This window comes from Kistimonas ophiarachnellae, from assembly GCF_057552235.1.
On record NZ_BAAJPA010000023.1, the window covers coordinates 22,677 to 38,415 of the forward strand.

Sequence of the window (15,739 nt, forward strand, 5' to 3'; positions counted from 1 at the left end):
ATGGGTATAACCCTCCTCTGTTGATCAGGTACACTTTTTTACAACTCTGTTGTTTTTGTCACTGAAAGAAGTTCGACTGCTGATTGAGTTTCTTCTGCAGATTGTTCGCTTGCGGTTGGTGTTGGTGTTTTTATCCGGTTTTCAGCTTTCATGGAGAATGCACCGCCAATTTTTCGTAGGCTGGACGGGGCTTTGTCGGCAGCCAGCAGTACCAGGAAGAGGTTGGAGAATGCCAGCACCAGGTTGGCCCAGCCGGTAACATTTGCATATTGCCTGCAGGTTCTATAGTTCGGGTCATTGGTTCCGGTGAGTATGGTGATGTTTCTAGCCTCTTGGCCCAGTGTATATTGGTAGTTGCCTACACCGTAGAGAGCCAGTCCCAACAGTACGCTGACTCCGATTAATAACAGGAAGTTAACAGTCAGTTTTAATTGCTCTCCACATTGTTTGATGGCCTCCAGGTTTCTTCCTCTGCATGCTTGAACGGCATGTTTCGCCTGGCGTGCTTTTTCGTTAACGCCTTCTGTTTCCAGGGCCCATTGGGTTAAACCATGTGCGGTCATTGCGACTTGTTTCACTCCGTGATCAGCAAGGCAATTCTTTCGTATCCATAATACCCTGTTGGTCCATTGCTCGACTTCCATGGGGAAAAACCAGGCTGAGGGAATGGTGAATACGGAGGGTGCGACTAAGGCAAGTTTTTTTAAGTATGTGGGGGCCTGCAGGATTTGTGTGATCAGTTTTTTCATCGATTTATAGCCAGCGCAGCCGACGGCAAAAACGGAAATAAACTCAAAAACGGCCAGCGTTGCCCATCCTTTTCCAAGTTCATTGTATGCCTCGAAGCCGGTTCTCATGCTATCGCTGGTTGAGGCTGCAAGAAGAGAGAGAATATAGGTGGCGCTAAGAATGATGCCCGTGATCGATGAATGTTTAAAAAAATCACCAATCGCTTTCTGGCTTTCGGGTATGTCGGCAATAGCATCTATCGCCAGTGTTGAGTATGCCATTGCGCTGGCAACGGTGATGATGATGTCCCATATATCACCAGGGTCGACAGTGAAGGCCAGGTAGCGACCCAGTGTAGAAAGCAGTATGCAAAATATCATGATGCGATGGAAATCTGTTGCAGGTCTTTCCGTCGCCATCGAAATTCGAAGGTCTTCCGTGAGCTTTCTTACTGACCTGAACATTTGTATTTCTTTTTGATTATTGGACTTGTCTGACATTTGCCGAAGCAGGGTATCTATGTTCGTCGTAAGTCCTTCCAGCTGAGATTTGAGGTTTTCAGGGCTGGTTTCTGTTGCCATTATTTCTTTAATGGATGAGAGAAGCTCTTCTAGATTGTTTGATTTTCCGGGGTCAATTCTAATGCCCCGTTCCTCAAGTTGTTTTGTAAACCGGGAGATTGATAATTGTACGGTTTCAACGTTTATTGGAGCTGGATTTTTGTTCTGTGTAACGATTTCTTCCAGCTCAAAACCGTTATTGGCTTTTTGGGGGGGGCGAGTTGCAGCTCCGGGTATCATGACAGATTTCTCCTATATGAAATGAAATAGGTTCTGGCATTGTTTTAGGGCAGTAGGGCATTGATATAGTTCCTTTGGGATAGTGACTAAATTTGTTTGTTGATGATGTTGTATTTGGTTGTGAGTATTGATCATCTTTAATGACATTAATTTATTCAATGTGGTCGAAAAATAGCGCTCCTGGTTAAATAAGGGGAGATGCAAAAAGCCTGTTCCGGGTGGTAGAATGCGCCGAATTTCAAAGGTTGTTTTTGGGATAAAGTATGAAAGATTACCAGCGTGAATTTATTCGCTTCGCCATTGAGCACAATGTGTTGCGTTTTGGTGAGTTCACCCTGAAATCCGGTCGTCAATCCCCCTATTTTTTCAATGCTGGCTTGTTTAAGACCGGTCTGGCGCTGGCCAGGTTGGGCCGCTTTTATGCCCAGGCACTGGTGGATGCGGGTGTTGAATTTGATGTCCTGTTCGGTCCGGCCTACAAGGGCATACCCCTTGCTTCGACCACAGCGGTAGCGCTGGCGGATCATCACGATAGAGATGTGCCCTGGTGCTTTAACCGTAAAGAAGCCAAGGATCATGGCGAGGGAGGCAACCTGGTTGGCGCGCCGCTGGAAGGTCGTATTGCCATTATTGATGATGTCATTACAGCGGGTACGGCTATTCGCGAAGTGATGGCAATTATTGATCAGGCAGGTGCGAAACCCGGTGTGGTCCTGATTGCGCTGGATCGTCAGGAGCGTGGGCAGGGTGAGTTGTCTGCCATCCAGCAGGTAGAGCAGGATTTCAATGTGCCGGTGGCCAGTATTGTGACGTTGCGCCAGGTGCTGGAATTTATTAAAGAAGACGACAAATTGCAGCAATATGCCGATGCGATCGAAGCGTATCGTAGCCAATACGGCATTGATGACTGAGTAAAAGGCTGACTATGGACGCAGGCAGGCAAGCAACACGAAAAATGAAAGCACGCTCTCTGTCCGGTGGATACCGGGCTTTGGGCTTAGGCTGTATTTTGTGCCTTTTCGTGTCTGCAGGTTTGTCTGCGGATATCCGGTTGTATCGCTATAACGATGAAAATGGCCAGCTGGTGATATCAACCCAGGTGCCCTTACGTTACGCCCGTTCAGGGTATGAGGTTATTGATAGTAAGGGAAAAGTGCTTGAGGTTATTGAGCCAGAGCTGACCGGTGATGCCTTGCACGCAAAAGTGCAGCAGCAGTCCCGTGAGCAACAGGCAAAAGTGGCTCGGGAGCGCAGTGAGCAGGAAGGGCGTGAACTGCTCAAAATGTATGGCAGTGTCGACGGTGTTGATCGTGTCGAAACCAGGCAGCTGGCTGAAATGGATGCACAGATTGCTATCGAGCAGGGCAGCATCCAGCGTCTGCATGTTCAGCGTGAAGGTAAGGAAACCCGTGCGGCGGCTATAGAGCGATCAGGCCGAAGTGTGCCGGAAGGTTTGCTGCAGGAGCTGGCGGGGATTGATGCGCAGGTTGCGCGTCATCAGGACAAGATTGCCAAACTTGAGCAGGAAAAACGCTTGCTGGCTGGGCGCTACAGCGAAAAGCGCGAACTTGTCCGGCAAATGCTGGGAGCAATGAGTGAGGTTGAGCGTAACCGTGAATTGATCCTGACAACCGGTGATCTGGTCGGGCGCTGGCAACCGGTGAACACGGGAGAAGCCGGGGTTGGTTACTGGCATGCCAGGGATGACGGCGCCTTCCTGCTGATGAAAGACCGGCTGGATCAGGAAGAACAGTTGTTGGGGCGCTGGTCGCTGGATAGGACGAACCGTATCGTGGTGGTTTACCATCGCCGGGAACGGCGGTTAGATGACGGTACCCGTCAGTCCTCTCCGATAGGGAGAGAGGAGCGTTACCAGGTGCTGGATCGGCTGGAGAATGATGATTTGCTGGTCAGGCTGGACGATCAGGTGGTTCAGCTGAGTCGTCAGTAATGTTGTGATTTAACGAGAAGGGGCAGTCAGGCCTGGGAAGCCTGGCTGCCCTTTTTGGTATTAGCGAAAAATCACCAGGCTCAGGCATTCCCACTGGTCATTCCAGCTGTCGGTTGGCTTACGCTTGAAGCCGCTACGGACATACTGGCTGATTCTTCCTTCCGCTGTTGCCAGTAGCAGGTTGGCCGTCTCCTGCTGGGTCATGCGGGTACGAAGGCCTTGATGAATTTCAGCATCACGCAGTACCTGCCGGAGCTGGGTTTCCAGGCGGTCGAACAGCTGAATAACGCGCAGTCGTAACCGTTCCGTTTCACCGGCCAGGGCGTCACCGTTCAGGATACGGGTCAGGCCCGGGTTCTTCTCGCAGAATGCCAGCAGCAGGGTCAGGAACTTCCGGCAGCAATCCTGCGCCGATTGCTCTTCCTTGATGATCAGCGTGATGCGAGTAAAGATCGCTTCCTCGATAAACTCGATCAAACCCTCAAACATCTTGGCCTTGCTCGGAAAGTGACGGTAAAGCGCCGCTTCCGAGACACCGACTTCCTGCGCCAGGCGAGACGTGGTGATACGCTCACCCGGACTGGTTTCCAGCATATGGGCAAGGGCCTGGAGTATCTGCTCCTTGCGGGATTCCTTGCGAGGCTCTTTACGGGTGGTATTGCGTGCCTTTTCCATTGGGTATGCGATCTTGAGCGTTATTCGACAGATACACAGCACTCATCAGCAAGCCGTGATGATTGCGGTATCTCCTCGTGGTGGTTGGTAATCAGGCTGCCGACGCCGCGTTCGGTAAAGATTTCCAGCAGTACGGCATGTTTGACGCGGCCATCAATGATATGTGCGCTGCGGGCGCCATTGTTGACGGCATCCAGGGCGCAGCGAATCTTGGGCAGCATGCCGCCATGGATGGTGCCATCGGCAATCAGGCTGTTAACCCGGCTAACGGTCAGTCCGGTCAGCAGTTCGCCCTGTTGATCCAGTACGCCGGGGGTGTTGGTCAGGAGAACCAGCTTTTCCGCATTCAGGACTTCAGCCACTTTGCCAGCAACGAGATCGGCGTTGATGTTATAGGATTTCCCTTCCTGATCAACGCCAATCGGTGCAATAACCGGAATAAAGTCTGAATTTTCCAGCATCTGGATAATATCGGTATTGATGGCTTCCACTTCGCCAACAAGGCCGATATCAATGATTTCCCGTGCCTGCATTTCCGGCGTCTGCCGATGGATCTTCAGTTGTCGGGCTTGGATGAAATTCCCATCCTTGCCCGTCAGGCCGATGGCTTTACCGCCATTACGGTTAATCAGGCTGACGATTTCCTTGTTGACCAGGCCGCCGAGCACCATCTGGACGACATCCATGGTTTCGCTGTCAGTCACGCGCATGCCGTCAACAAAGCGGGACTGGATGTTGAGTCGCTTGAGCAGATCACCGATCTGGGGCCCGCCGCCATGCACCACGACCGGGTTAATGCCAATGGCTTTCAAAAGGACAATATCCCGGGCGAAACCGTTTTGAAGGGATTCGTTCTCCATGGCGTTACCGCCATACTTGATCACAAAGGTCTTGCCGGCAAAGCGCTGCAGGTAGGGCAGGGCTTCCGTCAGTACGCTGGCGATCTGGATAGTGTTGTCCTCGGTGTGGCTCATAAGGTCTTCCCGGTGGTCATGACTGTTAGTTGCGCGTTCAACGCGGCTGGCTGGCAGCTCCAGCGTGAACTATAGCGCTTGTTTTATGTGCATCCCTGCAGGTGCATCAGAAAACAGACCATGCCTGTAGTCGGCTATTTATAGCCTTTTTTGGCGCTGCTTTTGATACGGAATTGTCGCTCTCATAAAGCCGGTCAGAAATTGACCGGCAGGGTATTGTCCACGGCTTTCAGTTGTTCGCGGAACAGGGTTTTGATCTGCTCCAGGTGCTGGTTGTCATCGGCCTCGAACCGCAATACCAGCAGGGGCGTGGTATTGGAGGCGCGCACCAGCCCCCAGCCCCAGGGAAACTCGACCCGGACGCCGTCGATGGTAATCACATTACCTTCCCTGAACTGCCCCTTGCTGGCGAACTGCTCGATCAGTGAGAATTTGTTCTCGTCCGTCACCGGGATGCTGATCTCGGGTGTATTGACGCTGTCCGGGAACCGATTGAAAACGTCGTCGGCGCTCAGCTTCTGGGCTGACAGGATTTCGACCAGGCGTGCAGCACTGTAGATGCCGTCATCAAAACCATACCAGCGTTCTTTCAGGAAAATGTGGCCGCTCATTTCACCCGCCAGCAGGGCGCCGGTTTCCTTCATCTTGGCCTTGATCAGTGAGTGGCCGGTTTTCCACATCATGGGGCGGCCACCGTAGCTGCTGATCAGGCTGTTGAGCCGACGGGTGCATTTAACGTCGTAGATGACATCACAGCCCGGGTTGCGGGTCACAATATCTTTTGCCAGCAGCATCAGCAGGCGATCCGGGATAATGATACGGCCCTTATTGGTAACCAGTCCGACCCGATCGCCATCGCCATCGAAGGCCAGGCCGAGATCAGCGCCCGTTTCGGCGATTTTGGCGACAACATCCTGCAGGTTGTCCGGATTTCCCGGGTCAGGGTGATGGTTGGGAAAGTTTCCGTCAACATCGCAGTAGAGCGGAATCACTTCGCAGCCCAGTGCTTCAAAGAGCTCTGGTGCTATGACACCGGCTACACCGTTACCGCAGTCAATCACGACCTTCAGTGGCCGCTGGATGATGATGTCATCCAGAATGCGCTGGTGATAGTCGCCCAGGATGTCGCGTTCAGTGACCTGTCCTTCACCGCTATTCAGAGCCTGCCTGGTGATGCGCTGGTAAAGCCCCTGGATCGCTTCATTGGCCAGGGTTTCCCCGGCCAGAACAATCTTGAAGCCATTGTATTGGGGGGGATTATGGCTGCCGGTAATCATGACGCCGGAGCGAGCCCCCAGCTCATGGGTGGCGTAATAGAGAACCGGTGTTGGCACCGTGCCAATGGTAATGACATCGCAGCCACTCCCTGTGATACCGGCAACCAGTTGATCGCGCAGAGCTGGACTCGACAGGCGACCGTCCATGCCAACAATGAGGGTTGTTTCGCCCCGGGCCCGGGCTTCTGTGCCGATGGCGCGGCCCAGCAGTTCCACCGTATCGGGTGTCAACTCGTCGCCGACTACGCCACGAATGTCATAGGCGCGGAATATGGATGCAGGAACAGTGGCAGCAGGACGGGGTGTTGGAGCGGTCACGGTATCAGGTTGCTCAGTGTTGCTAACGGGAGAAGGTGCTTCGCCGGTTGTCATGCCATCGGTTGGAGTGGTGAGTGTATCCGGTGATTCATGCTCTGCAAGGCTCAGTTCCAGCAAATCATTGTCCTGAAACAGGGGCGCTGCAAACGGATCGTCAGATACATCGGTAATATCCTCTTTGGGCGGCAGTGGCTGCGTGCTGGCCGGTTGCTCGACAGTAACCGTTGTCTGGTATGCCTGAGGTTCAGCCAGCGGGTCATAGTAGACTTCAGGAGTGGGGGGCGATGCAAGCGGTGTTGTGGATGCCTGCCGGTATTGGTCGATTTTGGATGCTGTGGCTGTATTTAGTATGTTTTGTGCAATTTCGCGGAAAATCGCCACTTTATAGCCGCCAATTTGCGGATTTCTGCCGTCACTGATATCGCTGATCAGGGTTTTCAGAAGATGTTTGTCTCCCATCAGGCGGTGATTCTGGCTGCGCCAGAAGCGATCCAGCAACACGGGTACTGTGATAATGGCGCCTAGTGCGATCAGCAAGAAAACCAAAGAGGGCTGACGCGATGCTGTCCAGTGTGCCGATGGTTGAAAGGTCAGTTTCCAACCTGTTTGCGTCAGTGAATATTCAAGAATGGAACTATCTGACGCTGGTTCGGTGCCGGCTCGGACTAATTCCCGTGCCGGTCCGTCGACCGTTTGCAGCAGTCGCCACTGCCCCAGGGTTGCATCGCTGATCTTCAGAACGTTTTGCAGGCGTTGCAAGTCGTAGGCAACCAGCAGCGTACCAAGTCTTTCATTATTGACGATAACCGGACTGACGGTATTGATGACCCATTGCTGCTGGGTGCGGGCAGCCTCCGGTGTCGCTGTCTGTCCGCGCTGGGAGCGGCGAATCATCTCTCGGGCGGCAAAGCTGGTGTCTTGTCCGATAGGTTGATTGGCTGGATTCAATTGCAGGTCGATGGCATCAGGCAGGTTGCCGAGCAGCAGCTTGCCGAGATCGGCTAACCGGGCTGTATCCTGTGACGGCAGTGCTTTTGCAACGGGCGGCAGTGTGGCCAGGTGATCTGTACTGTTTTGCATCAACCGGAGTTCCCGGCTGAGGACATCGGCCATATGTTGCCCAAACTGGTTGGCGTGTTGTTCTGCTGTGGCACGTGATTCGACGTGCATTTGCCAGACGTAAAGCACTGAAAACAATCCAAGCAAGAGCAGGACGCCGATCGCCATCAGCGTGGAGGGATAGCTGAGCGGCTGGGATTCCGGTGTGTCGGAGGCGGAGTGAGAACGTCGATTGCTGGCGCGCGCTTTCCCAAAGAGGCCTTTCACTGCATTGTCCCGGTATCGGTTTTTATTATTGAAAATGCCCGCCCCCACCATCCAGATGGCGGGGGCGTTTGGCGTCAGTGGCGACCAGAGTGGCCGAAACCGCCTTCGCCGCGATCGCTTTCCTCGAAAGAGTCTACGATCTCAAAATCCGCTTGCACCACGGGAACCAGCACCAGCTGGGCAATCCGCTCGCCGGGTTGCACGGTGAAAGTGGTATTGCCGCGGTTCCAGCAGGAAACCATCAGCTGACCCTGGTAGTCAGAGTCAATCAGGCCGACCAGGTTACCCAGGACAATGCCGTGCTTATGGCCCAGGCCGGAGCGAGGCAGGATCATGGCTGCCAGGGTGGGATCGCCAATATGAATGGCCAGACCAGTGGGTAGCAATTCAGTTTGTCCGGGCTCCAGCGTCAGGGGCTCGTCCAGGCAGGCGCGCAGGTCGATGCCGGCGGAGCCGTCGGTCGCATAGGCCGGCAGCGGAAACTCACTGCCGAGGCGGGAATCAAGAATTCGGGCTTTCAGTCTGTGCATGGTGCTCTCGTGTGCTGTTGTTCTCTGACCAGTCGTGATAGCGCTGGGCCAGGATATCCAGAAGCTGTCGGGCGACCTGGCGCTTCGATGTCCGTGGTAGCGTATCCTCGAAGTCCGGACCGATGACGGTGACGGCGTTGTCATCGCTGTTGAAACCGATGCTGCTGTCGCTGACATCGTTGGCGACAATCAGGTCCAGCTTTTTCCGGTGCAGTTTGTCGGTAGCGTAACTGATCACGTCGCAGGTTTCTGCGGCAAAGCCCACAACAAAGGGTTTCTGTTCCAGGGCGGCGACAGAGGCGACGATGTCAGGATTACGAACCAGTGTCAGCTGCAGGGTTTCGTCTGCGGCGTCGGGGTCTTTCTTGATCTTGTTGTTGGCTTCGGTATCGGGCCGGTAATCGGCGACAGCTGCGGTACTGATGAAAATATCGCAACCCTCGATGGATTCATGGACCGTACGGTGCATATCGCGGGCGCTGGTGACATCAATCCGGGTGACGCGATCCGGTGTTTCCCGGTTAACGGGGCCGCTGATCAGTGTGACATCCGCACCGGCTTCCACGGCTGCTTCAGCCAGGGCGTACCCCATTTTTCCGGAACTGTGGTTGGAAATGTAGCGAACGGGGTCGATCGCCTCACGGGTTGGGCCGGCTGTGATGATGACGCGACGGCCAGTCAGTGTTTCCTGTTTGAACATCCCGGCAAGATGCTCAATCAATTCCATGGGTTCCAGCATCCGGCCGGGACCGGTTTCTCCACAGGCCTGTGAACCTTCGGCAGGACCAAACTGGATAATGCCCCGGTCTTCCAGAATCTGGCGGTTGTTGCGCGTGGCACTGTCATTCCACATACCCTGATTCATCGCCGGTGCAAGGCACAATGGTGCGTTGGTAGCCAGGCAAAGGGTGGTGAGCAGGTCGTCACCATGGCCATTGGCAAGACGCGCCATGAAATCGGCCGTAGCCGGGGCCACCAGGATGACATCTGCCCAGCGGGCCAGCTCGATGTGCCCCATGCCGGCTTCCGCTTTCGGGTCCAGCAGGTCGGTATGCACTGCATTGCCGGACAGCGCCTGCAGTGTCAGGGGAGTGATGAATTCACAGGCCGCGCGGGTCATGACCACGTGGACCTCGGCACCCAGCTTGCGCAGGTGTCTGACCAGTTCCGCCGTCTTGTAGGCGGCGATGCCGCCGGTGATACCGACGAGGATTCGCTTCTTGTTCAGCCGCTGCATTCGTGTAACTGCTTGGTTTGAGTCAAACGGCCATTATAAGCATGCCGGCTTCGTTAAACCATGCACGGTATGGGGGAAGGTGTTCAGTTCCAGTTGCCTGTTCGGGTACCGTTGCTGTCCAGGATCAGGTTTCCGTCGGCTACCTGGGCGCCTTGTGCCGTTGCCGTCAGCCTGACGCAGGCAGTGATGGCACCGCCGCCGGGGCAGGCGCCGGCCGCGACAATGTAAAAGCCATTTTCACTGGCTTGCTGGGCGGCATAACCAAGATTGGTAAGATCGTTGGTGTATGTTGCCTGATCAATGTAAAACCGCTCCTGTGCCTGGAGAATTTCCATCAACAGGGCCTGACCATCACCGCGTCGCCCCTGGCGCACCTGATCCTGGTAGCTGGGCCAGGCAACGGCCGCCAGAATGCCGATGATGGCGACAACGATCATCAGCTCAATCAGCGTGAAACCCCGCTGCCGGTCAGGGTGACTGGGTGCCATTGTCTGCTCCGGTTGTGTTGTCTGCGCCATTGTTTCCGGTGGTTTCGCCGGTTGTGTTTTCTTCCTCGGCCTTCCGGGCTTCTTCAACCGCTTTTTCTGCAGCCGTGATGGCACTCTTGACGGTTGACGTCCAGTTATCCCGCCAGAAGATGGTGCTGACGCCGCTGTCCAGCGGCGTTTGCGCCAGTTCGGTGCCATAGGGAACGACATTGCCTTGTGGCGTCCGGATTTCCGCGCCGGGTGTGGCGATGCCGCTGATATTGCTGTTAATGAAGCGCCTGTAACCGCCGTCAACAAGGGCGGCGGCCTGGCCATTTTTCTGGCTGACCATGTAAAGTCGTGAACGACCGGGGTCGGTACAGTCAAGCGTCTCATCAGGCGCCAGCCGGAATGTTGTGAAGAAAATCACCCCGCCTGCCGTGCGTGCGGGCGCCAGTACTTTTTCATGACTGCCGGTGTCGAGTCTCAGCATCCAGCCCTGTTTGGCGTTAAAGGCGCTCTGTTTGATCTGGCGGGGGGACTGGGTTTCTCCCTCGGCCACCACATCGGACGCGGTATAAAGCGTTTCATCCGTCACATCGTAGAGACTGGTTTCCGTGATCGTGCTCCATGACAGGGCGGCGTTGTTTTCATCATCCCACATGGCGGTACCGACATAGCCGTTGCGCACCATGTAGAAACGATCACTGATGGTCTTGCTTAACGGACGGGCGTGGTAACCGGAACCGATGGCGATGGTGTATTTCACTTCACCGGCGTGAATCTCCCGCGCCACGCTGGGGCCGTGGTAGAAGCGGCGGGTATCGTCGGTGTCGGAGGCGTCGGCGCCGGACAGGCGGGCAAGGTGTACGCCGGTGATCCGGGTTTCGCCGGCGTTGTCCGGTTTGTCACGCAGATCGATACGCCACAGGTTGCCGCCAATGTCAGAAGCAAACAGGGTTTCCACCAGGCCGTCGCCATTGCCGTCGGCGGTAAAAATATTGCCGGTGATGCTGTAGTCCATGCCGGTCAGGTTCAGGTCGCTGTCGGCATTGCTGGCCCACCAGAGGCGCTCGCCGGTCATGGCGTCGACAATGTAGATGGCGTTGCCGGTATCGTCTGTCACCCGGTTCGTTGCGGTGTCCTGGTCCCGGTCATAGCCGCCGCCAAAGATCAGGACATTGCGGTTTTGTCCGTTGAAACGAATGGTCGCCGGTTGCAGGCGCGACCAGGTCTGGCCGAGCTGTTCAAAATCCCCTTCGCCGCCCTTGATCACCCAGAGCAGTTCTGGCGCTTCGCGATCGGTGTAGTCAATGGCGTAGTAGTTGCCGTGGGCGGGCTGGCGGTCATCGACCAGTACACCGCCGCGACGCATGCCGACGAACAGGAGAACCCTGTCGTTTTCGTCGCTGGAGGTTTTCTGCAGCACATTGTTGCTGTCGTAGATCAGGCCGTCGTTGTTGTAGTCCATGACGGTGACGGTGATGGCGCCGTCCAGCCCGTAAGGACGCGGGACAATCCCCGGCGTGTCACGGTAATAGTCAAACAGGTTGGGCAGTAGTTCTTTCGGGATAAAGGCGGACAGTTCCCGACCGGTGGCGGCGTCAATGGCGTGGAGATAGCCGTCGTTGGTGCCGACGAAGACGACGCTGTCAGTCAACTGTTCGTTGTCCGCGTTGGTATAGGCCCGGTAGTTCACCACCACCGGCTGGCTGTGAATGGCGTCGCCGAACTGGTGGTGGGCATTGCCTTCGCTGTCCTGCCCCTTGATCCACTTGAAGAAGTTGCCGCGGTCGGCGTCGCTGATGTCGTCGGGCAGGTTGAACAGGCTGTTGTCAAAGCCGCTGTCGCGGGTAAACGTCGCTTCCTCGACAGCAGACATCGTGGCGGTTTCCCCGCCCAGGTCGGCGTAGTCCCCGGCGTAGGTGAAGACCTTGCGGTTAGTGCCCAGCTGTGCGGCGGCGCCGCCGAGTTCGACATTCTTGCCGTCATTCACGGCGGTATCCCTGATGACCTGGGGCCAGAAGCTGGCGGAATCTGCCTTGAAAAAGCCGGTGTCGGGATCAACCGCCGTTTTGCCGTTACGATCCATGATGGCCGGCTGGCCATTTTCATCGACCCCCAGGCGGTAACGCTTCAGGTTGCCGGCCCAGCGTCGGCTTTCCGAGGGGCGGAAGATGGCGTAATACAGCTCATCCCGGTGTTCCAGCCGGTTGAAGGCGTTGACCGCGACCGCCGGTGAGACAAAGGTGGACTCGTTCAGGTACACATCAATCAGGATGGATGAGAGGGCGTTTTGCAGTTCCTGGGCGCTCTCGACCGCGTAAAACCGACCGCCCCCGAAGCGTGCCGTGTCTTCCAGCAGTACCTTGCCGACAATGTTGCGGTAGCCGATGGTATGGGTCGTAACGCTTTGCCGTCCTGTCAGCAGGTCGTTCAGGTCCAGGTTGTTCATGGCGTAAGCCAGTGTGGGCATGCAGCTGCGACGGGCGCTGCCGGCCCGGTTGGTGCCGCAGCCATCCCGGAGTTCGTTGGGCACGCTGGCCTGGTCAAACGGCGGGTCCAGAAGTTTGTCGATGGCGCGGTCCTTGCCCGTGTCAAAGCTGGGCTCGCCATCACTGAACAGAACGGCGTAGTTTCTCTGGCATTGATCCGTGATGGGGCTTTCGTAGCGTGTGTCGGCGGGTAACCGGTTGGCGGCACCGGTGTTGTTGGCGAGGGCGTCCGTATCGCTCCTGTCGGCGGTTGACCACTTTGACTCGTCGAATACATCCAGGAAGTTGTCGGGCATCGTGTAATGGCCGCGGCCATACTCCACGGTGCTGCCCTTGTAATAAAGTTGCGCCTCCCAGAAGGCTTCCGTCAGTGAGGTGCCCTGCAGGAGATAGGCGTTGCTAATGTCCGCCACGCTGTTGTTCATTGCGTTCTTGTTATCGGTGTCGCTCAGGTCTTTTATGGCCTGCCTGACGTGTCCGCCGTCAGCCCAGCGGTTGGTGACAACCAGGCCGGCGTTGACGCTGTCGGTGCTGTTCACCAGGTTCGTGGTGGCGTCCCGCAGGATTTCCAGGCGGGATTGTCTTTCCGCGCTGGTGGTTTCACGAAAAAAGCGGTACCAGCGCATGTATTTGGCTGAATAAAAGCCGTAGGGCTGGGATATGGTGTCGTTCCAGTTCAGGGCATCGTCAGGATTGCTGGTGTAATTGTCGCAGAGACTCGGGATTTTTCCGCCGAAACGGCCACAGTTTATGTTGGCCCGGGGATAGGGGCGGGTGGTTGTGTTATCACTGTTGTGGCCGTGTTTGCCAGCGTCGCCCTTGCATTCAATCATGCCGGGCAGGCCGCCGGCGATGATGGTGCGGGTCCACATGCCGGTATCCTGGGACATCTGGTCGATGTAATAACCGGTTTTGTTAAAGGCGTCGCGGGCGGCCTGGCAGTGGTTCAGGCCGTTCCTGAGTCGTTCGGCCAGTGCGTCGTCAGGATCGCCGCCAAGGTCACCGGCTATGGAGAAGAAATACTCGTCGCTGTAATAGTTCTTGTTGGCGTTGGAAAGCCCCTCGGTATAGTTCTCAGCCGGATCAAAAGGATTTCGGACATTGTCTTCCAGCTCCTTCATGCTTGATGACAGGTCGTAAACCAGCAGCAGGTTGGAATTGACGTCAGCTGACCGTGGGGTGGTGACATAAATATCTGTGTCGTCCGCCAACACCGATGCAGGCAGCGCCATGAACAGCAAGCTGGCGATGGCTGCCAGCAAGCGGTAGAACGGGTTTGCGTTTTTTATTGTTCTTGTTTTCATCGCTGAGCCGCCTAGGGGGCAAAATTGGTCACGGCATTGTGATCAATCCGGTAAAAGATGCCCTGTGTCTGGTTGGAGGTAGCGCCGCTGGCAAGGGTTGCCGTGCTGTGGATACTGAAAAAATAACCGTTGCCGCCATTCGCTTCTTCACCGAGGGGAAGGGTGCCGGTTGCCTGGTGATCCACTGTGATCGCCTGGGTGATGGGCGGTGTCTGCCCATTCAGGGCCAGTGCAGCCGCCGACACGGCGCTGCCATTGGTGATGGCATTGTTGAAACTGCTATTGCTTTGTATGCCGGCGACCTGCGCGGACAGTTCGCTGCGCGCCCCCTGGAATACCAGCCCCTGGTGATGGCTGTGGCCGGCCATGGCGGTCATCAGGTTGGCGTTGTAGGCGGCGATCAGCGCGAGGATCGACAGCATCATCAGGATGACCAGCGCCACCATCAGGGTGATGCCCTGCTGGCGCTGTGGCGTCCGGTCAGTGTTCTGCTGCCTCATCGGGTATTCGCCAGGTAAATGGTGGTGGTGAAAATGCGTCGCAGGGTGGTGTCCGCATTATGGGTAAGGGTTGCGTCAAGCACGTTGTAACTGCGGTCCCGTGATGCCAGTGCTGCATTGGGGCCCGCGTTGGCCAGCAGGCCAAGGCGGATGCTCAGGGCGTTCCCTGCGGGCGCTGCCTGGTAGCTGTCTATGCGACCGTCACTGTCCAGGTCAACGCCGTATTGCACCTGAAGGCTCTCAATGCCGGTCGCCAGCGTCTCTGTGTTGCCATCGCCATCCCGACAGCGGAGTTCATTGTCTTGTACGAAAAAAATATTGGTTACGGCATCTGATGAGGTGCCGGTACAGTGCTGTTCGTCGACCGGTATAAACCTGATGGCGAGGGTGTCTGGTGCTGATGCCACCGCGTTATTGCTCAGGGCGTCATCAACCGGCGTCGATGACGGCTGGTCAGGATCAAATCCCGCCATACGGATATAACGTGCCATCAGGCTCAGGCCGAGGTCTCCTGCCTCCTGCGCCCGACCCATGGCAGCGGACAGGGTGTAGCCGGTGTGGTGGTTGAGGTACAGGGTCAGCAGGCCGGCCATCATCAACAGGCCGATGGCCATGGCGACCATCAGTTCAACCAGTGACAGACCTTGCTGTTTTCGTCCTGTCACGGCGTCACCTCGTAGCGCAGGCTGGAGCTTACCGCGGCGTCGCTGCCCACAGAAGAGTTGGCCTGGGCGGCAGTCCAGCTCAGGGTTACCTGGTGGCTTGCACCGGTGGCGCAGTTGACCAGGGCGTTGGCGCAGAGGCCGACGGTGAGCTGCCGGGCGGGCAGCGTATTGCCGTCGCCGCGGTCGGCGCACATGATGTTCTCAATATCCCAGGCTGCCATTTCCGCGGGAGTGCAGGTGTTGTTCAGACAGCTTTTTACCGGATTTTCGCAGTCTGCTGTGCCGCTGTAGGCGCTGGCTCCATCAGGGTTGGCGCGCATGCGTTCTACCAGGTCCTGGATCATCCAGCCGCCCACGGCCTTCTGGGCGGCCAGCTGGTTCGCCTGTAACGCACTGAGCTGCAGGGATACCAGGCCGATAATGCCGATGGCGGTGATCACTGTCGTAATCAGCACTTCTACCAGGGTGATACCCTGTTCCCGAATCATGGC

General features: G+C 56.3%; 13 protein-coding genes. 2 read left to right on the top strand and 11 right to left on the bottom strand.

Annotated elements, in window-relative coordinates; translation table 11 throughout:
- Positions 1-38 precede the first annotated feature (38 nt).
- Positions 39-1,529: a hypothetical protein gene (locus AC27K1_RS20430; RefSeq protein ID WP_487152641.1), complete on the bottom strand. Its 1,491-nt coding sequence runs from the start codon at positions 1,527-1,529 to the stop codon at positions 39-41.
- Between the two features lie 263 nt (positions 1,530-1,792).
- Here AC27K1_RS20430 and pyrE point away from each other — a divergent pair, with 263 nt between their 5' ends.
- Both pyrE and AC27K1_RS20440 read left to right on the top strand, forming a co-directional pair.
- The gene (gene pyrE, locus AC27K1_RS20435; RefSeq protein WP_487152642.1) at positions 1,793-2,440 is read left to right on the top strand and encodes an orotate phosphoribosyltransferase; all 648 of its coding nucleotides are present in this window, start codon (positions 1,793-1,795) and stop codon (positions 2,438-2,440) included.
- A gap of 44 nt (positions 2,441-2,484) precedes the next feature.
- The gene (locus tag AC27K1_RS20440) at positions 2,485-3,480 is read left to right on the top strand and encodes a hypothetical protein (protein WP_487152643.1); all 996 of its coding nucleotides are present in this window, start codon (positions 2,485-2,487) and stop codon (positions 3,478-3,480) included.
- A gap of 60 nt (positions 3,481-3,540) precedes the next feature.
- Here AC27K1_RS20440 and slmA read toward each other — a convergent pair whose 3' ends face one another.
- From slmA to pilV, 10 genes are all read right to left on the bottom strand, one after another.
- Positions 3,541-4,155, bottom strand: coding sequence for a nucleoid occlusion factor SlmA (slmA, locus tag AC27K1_RS20445; protein ID WP_487152644.1), 615 nt, complete (start codon positions 4,153-4,155; stop codon positions 3,541-3,543).
- Between the two features lie 20 nt (positions 4,156-4,175).
- A complete protein-coding gene (argB, locus tag AC27K1_RS20450; RefSeq protein ID WP_487152645.1) occupies positions 4,176-5,129 on the bottom strand; it encodes an acetylglutamate kinase in 954 nt (317 codons plus the stop codon).
- A 194-nt stretch (positions 5,130-5,323) separates the two neighbouring features.
- On the bottom strand, positions 5,324-8,050 hold the full coding sequence (locus tag AC27K1_RS20455; protein WP_487152646.1) for a phosphomannomutase/phosphoglucomutase: 2,727 nt from the start codon (positions 8,048-8,050) through the stop codon (positions 5,324-5,326).
- Positions 8,051-8,124: 74 nt separating this feature from the next.
- Positions 8,125-8,580: a dUTP diphosphatase gene (gene dut / locus AC27K1_RS20460; RefSeq protein WP_487152647.1), complete on the bottom strand. Its 456-nt coding sequence runs from the start codon at positions 8,578-8,580 to the stop codon at positions 8,125-8,127.
- A complete protein-coding gene (coaBC, locus tag AC27K1_RS20465) occupies positions 8,552-9,817 on the bottom strand; it encodes a bifunctional phosphopantothenoylcysteine decarboxylase/phosphopantothenate--cysteine ligase CoaBC (protein ID WP_487152648.1) in 1,266 nt (421 codons plus the stop codon). Before coaBC ends, dut begins: the two co-directional genes overlap by 29 nt.
- 83 nt (positions 9,818-9,900) lie before the next feature.
- Positions 9,901-10,305 (bottom strand): type IV pilin protein, encoded by a 405-nt coding sequence (locus AC27K1_RS20470; RefSeq protein ID WP_487152649.1) that lies wholly within the window; start codon positions 10,303-10,305, stop codon positions 9,901-9,903.
- Positions 10,286-14,083 (bottom strand): pilus assembly protein, encoded by a 3,798-nt coding sequence (locus tag AC27K1_RS20475; protein WP_487152650.1) that lies wholly within the window; start codon positions 14,081-14,083, stop codon positions 10,286-10,288. Before AC27K1_RS20475 ends, AC27K1_RS20470 begins: the two co-directional genes overlap by 20 nt.
- Positions 14,084-14,094: 11 nt before the next feature.
- Positions 14,095-14,583: a pilus assembly PilX family protein gene (locus tag AC27K1_RS20480; protein ID WP_487152651.1), complete on the bottom strand. Its 489-nt coding sequence runs from the start codon at positions 14,581-14,583 to the stop codon at positions 14,095-14,097.
- Positions 14,580-15,248, bottom strand: a complete 669-nt coding sequence (locus AC27K1_RS20485; RefSeq protein ID WP_487152652.1) for a PilW family protein — start codon at positions 15,246-15,248, stop codon at positions 14,580-14,582. The genes AC27K1_RS20480 and AC27K1_RS20485 overlap by 4 nt, the downstream gene beginning before the upstream one ends.
- Complete coding sequence (gene pilV / locus AC27K1_RS20490) at positions 15,245-15,736, bottom strand: type IV pilus modification protein PilV (protein WP_487152653.1); 492 nt, start codon at positions 15,734-15,736, stop codon at positions 15,245-15,247. The genes AC27K1_RS20485 and pilV overlap by 4 nt, the downstream gene beginning before the upstream one ends.
- Between the last annotated feature and the right edge of the window lie 3 nt (positions 15,737-15,739).

Excerpts from the sequence above, each read along its gene's own strand:
- AC27K1_RS20480 (WP_487152651.1), bottom strand. The coding sequence starts at position 14,583 with ATGAGGCAGCAGAACACTGACCGGACGCCACAGCGCCAGCAGGGCATC.
- AC27K1_RS20430 (WP_487152641.1), bottom strand. The coding sequence starts at position 1,529 with ATGATACCCGGAGCTGCAACTCGCCCCCCCCAAAAAGCCAATAACGGT.
- pyrE (WP_487152642.1), top strand. The coding sequence starts at position 1,793 with ATGAAAGATTACCAGCGTGAATTTATTCGCTTCGCCATTGAGCACAAT.
- AC27K1_RS20475 (WP_487152650.1), bottom strand. The coding sequence starts at position 14,083 with ATGAAAACAAGAACAATAAAAAACGCAAACCCGTTCTACCGCTTGCTG.
- argB (WP_487152645.1), bottom strand. The coding sequence starts at position 5,129 with ATGAGCCACACCGAGGACAACACTATCCAGATCGCCAGCGTACTGACG.
- AC27K1_RS20440 (WP_487152643.1), top strand. The coding sequence starts at position 2,485 with ATGAAAGCACGCTCTCTGTCCGGTGGATACCGGGCTTTGGGCTTAGGC.
- pilV (WP_487152653.1), bottom strand. The coding sequence starts at position 15,736 with ATGATTCGGGAACAGGGTATCACCCTGGTAGAAGTGCTGATTACGACA.
- coaBC (WP_487152648.1), bottom strand. The coding sequence starts at position 9,817 with ATGCAGCGGCTGAACAAGAAGCGAATCCTCGTCGGTATCACCGGCGGC.
- dut (WP_487152647.1), bottom strand. The coding sequence starts at position 8,580 with ATGCACAGACTGAAAGCCCGAATTCTTGATTCCCGCCTCGGCAGTGAG.
- slmA (WP_487152644.1), bottom strand. The coding sequence starts at position 4,155 with ATGGAAAAGGCACGCAATACCACCCGTAAAGAGCCTCGCAAGGAATCC.
- AC27K1_RS20470 (WP_487152649.1), bottom strand. The coding sequence starts at position 10,305 with ATGGCACCCAGTCACCCTGACCGGCAGCGGGGTTTCACGCTGATTGAG.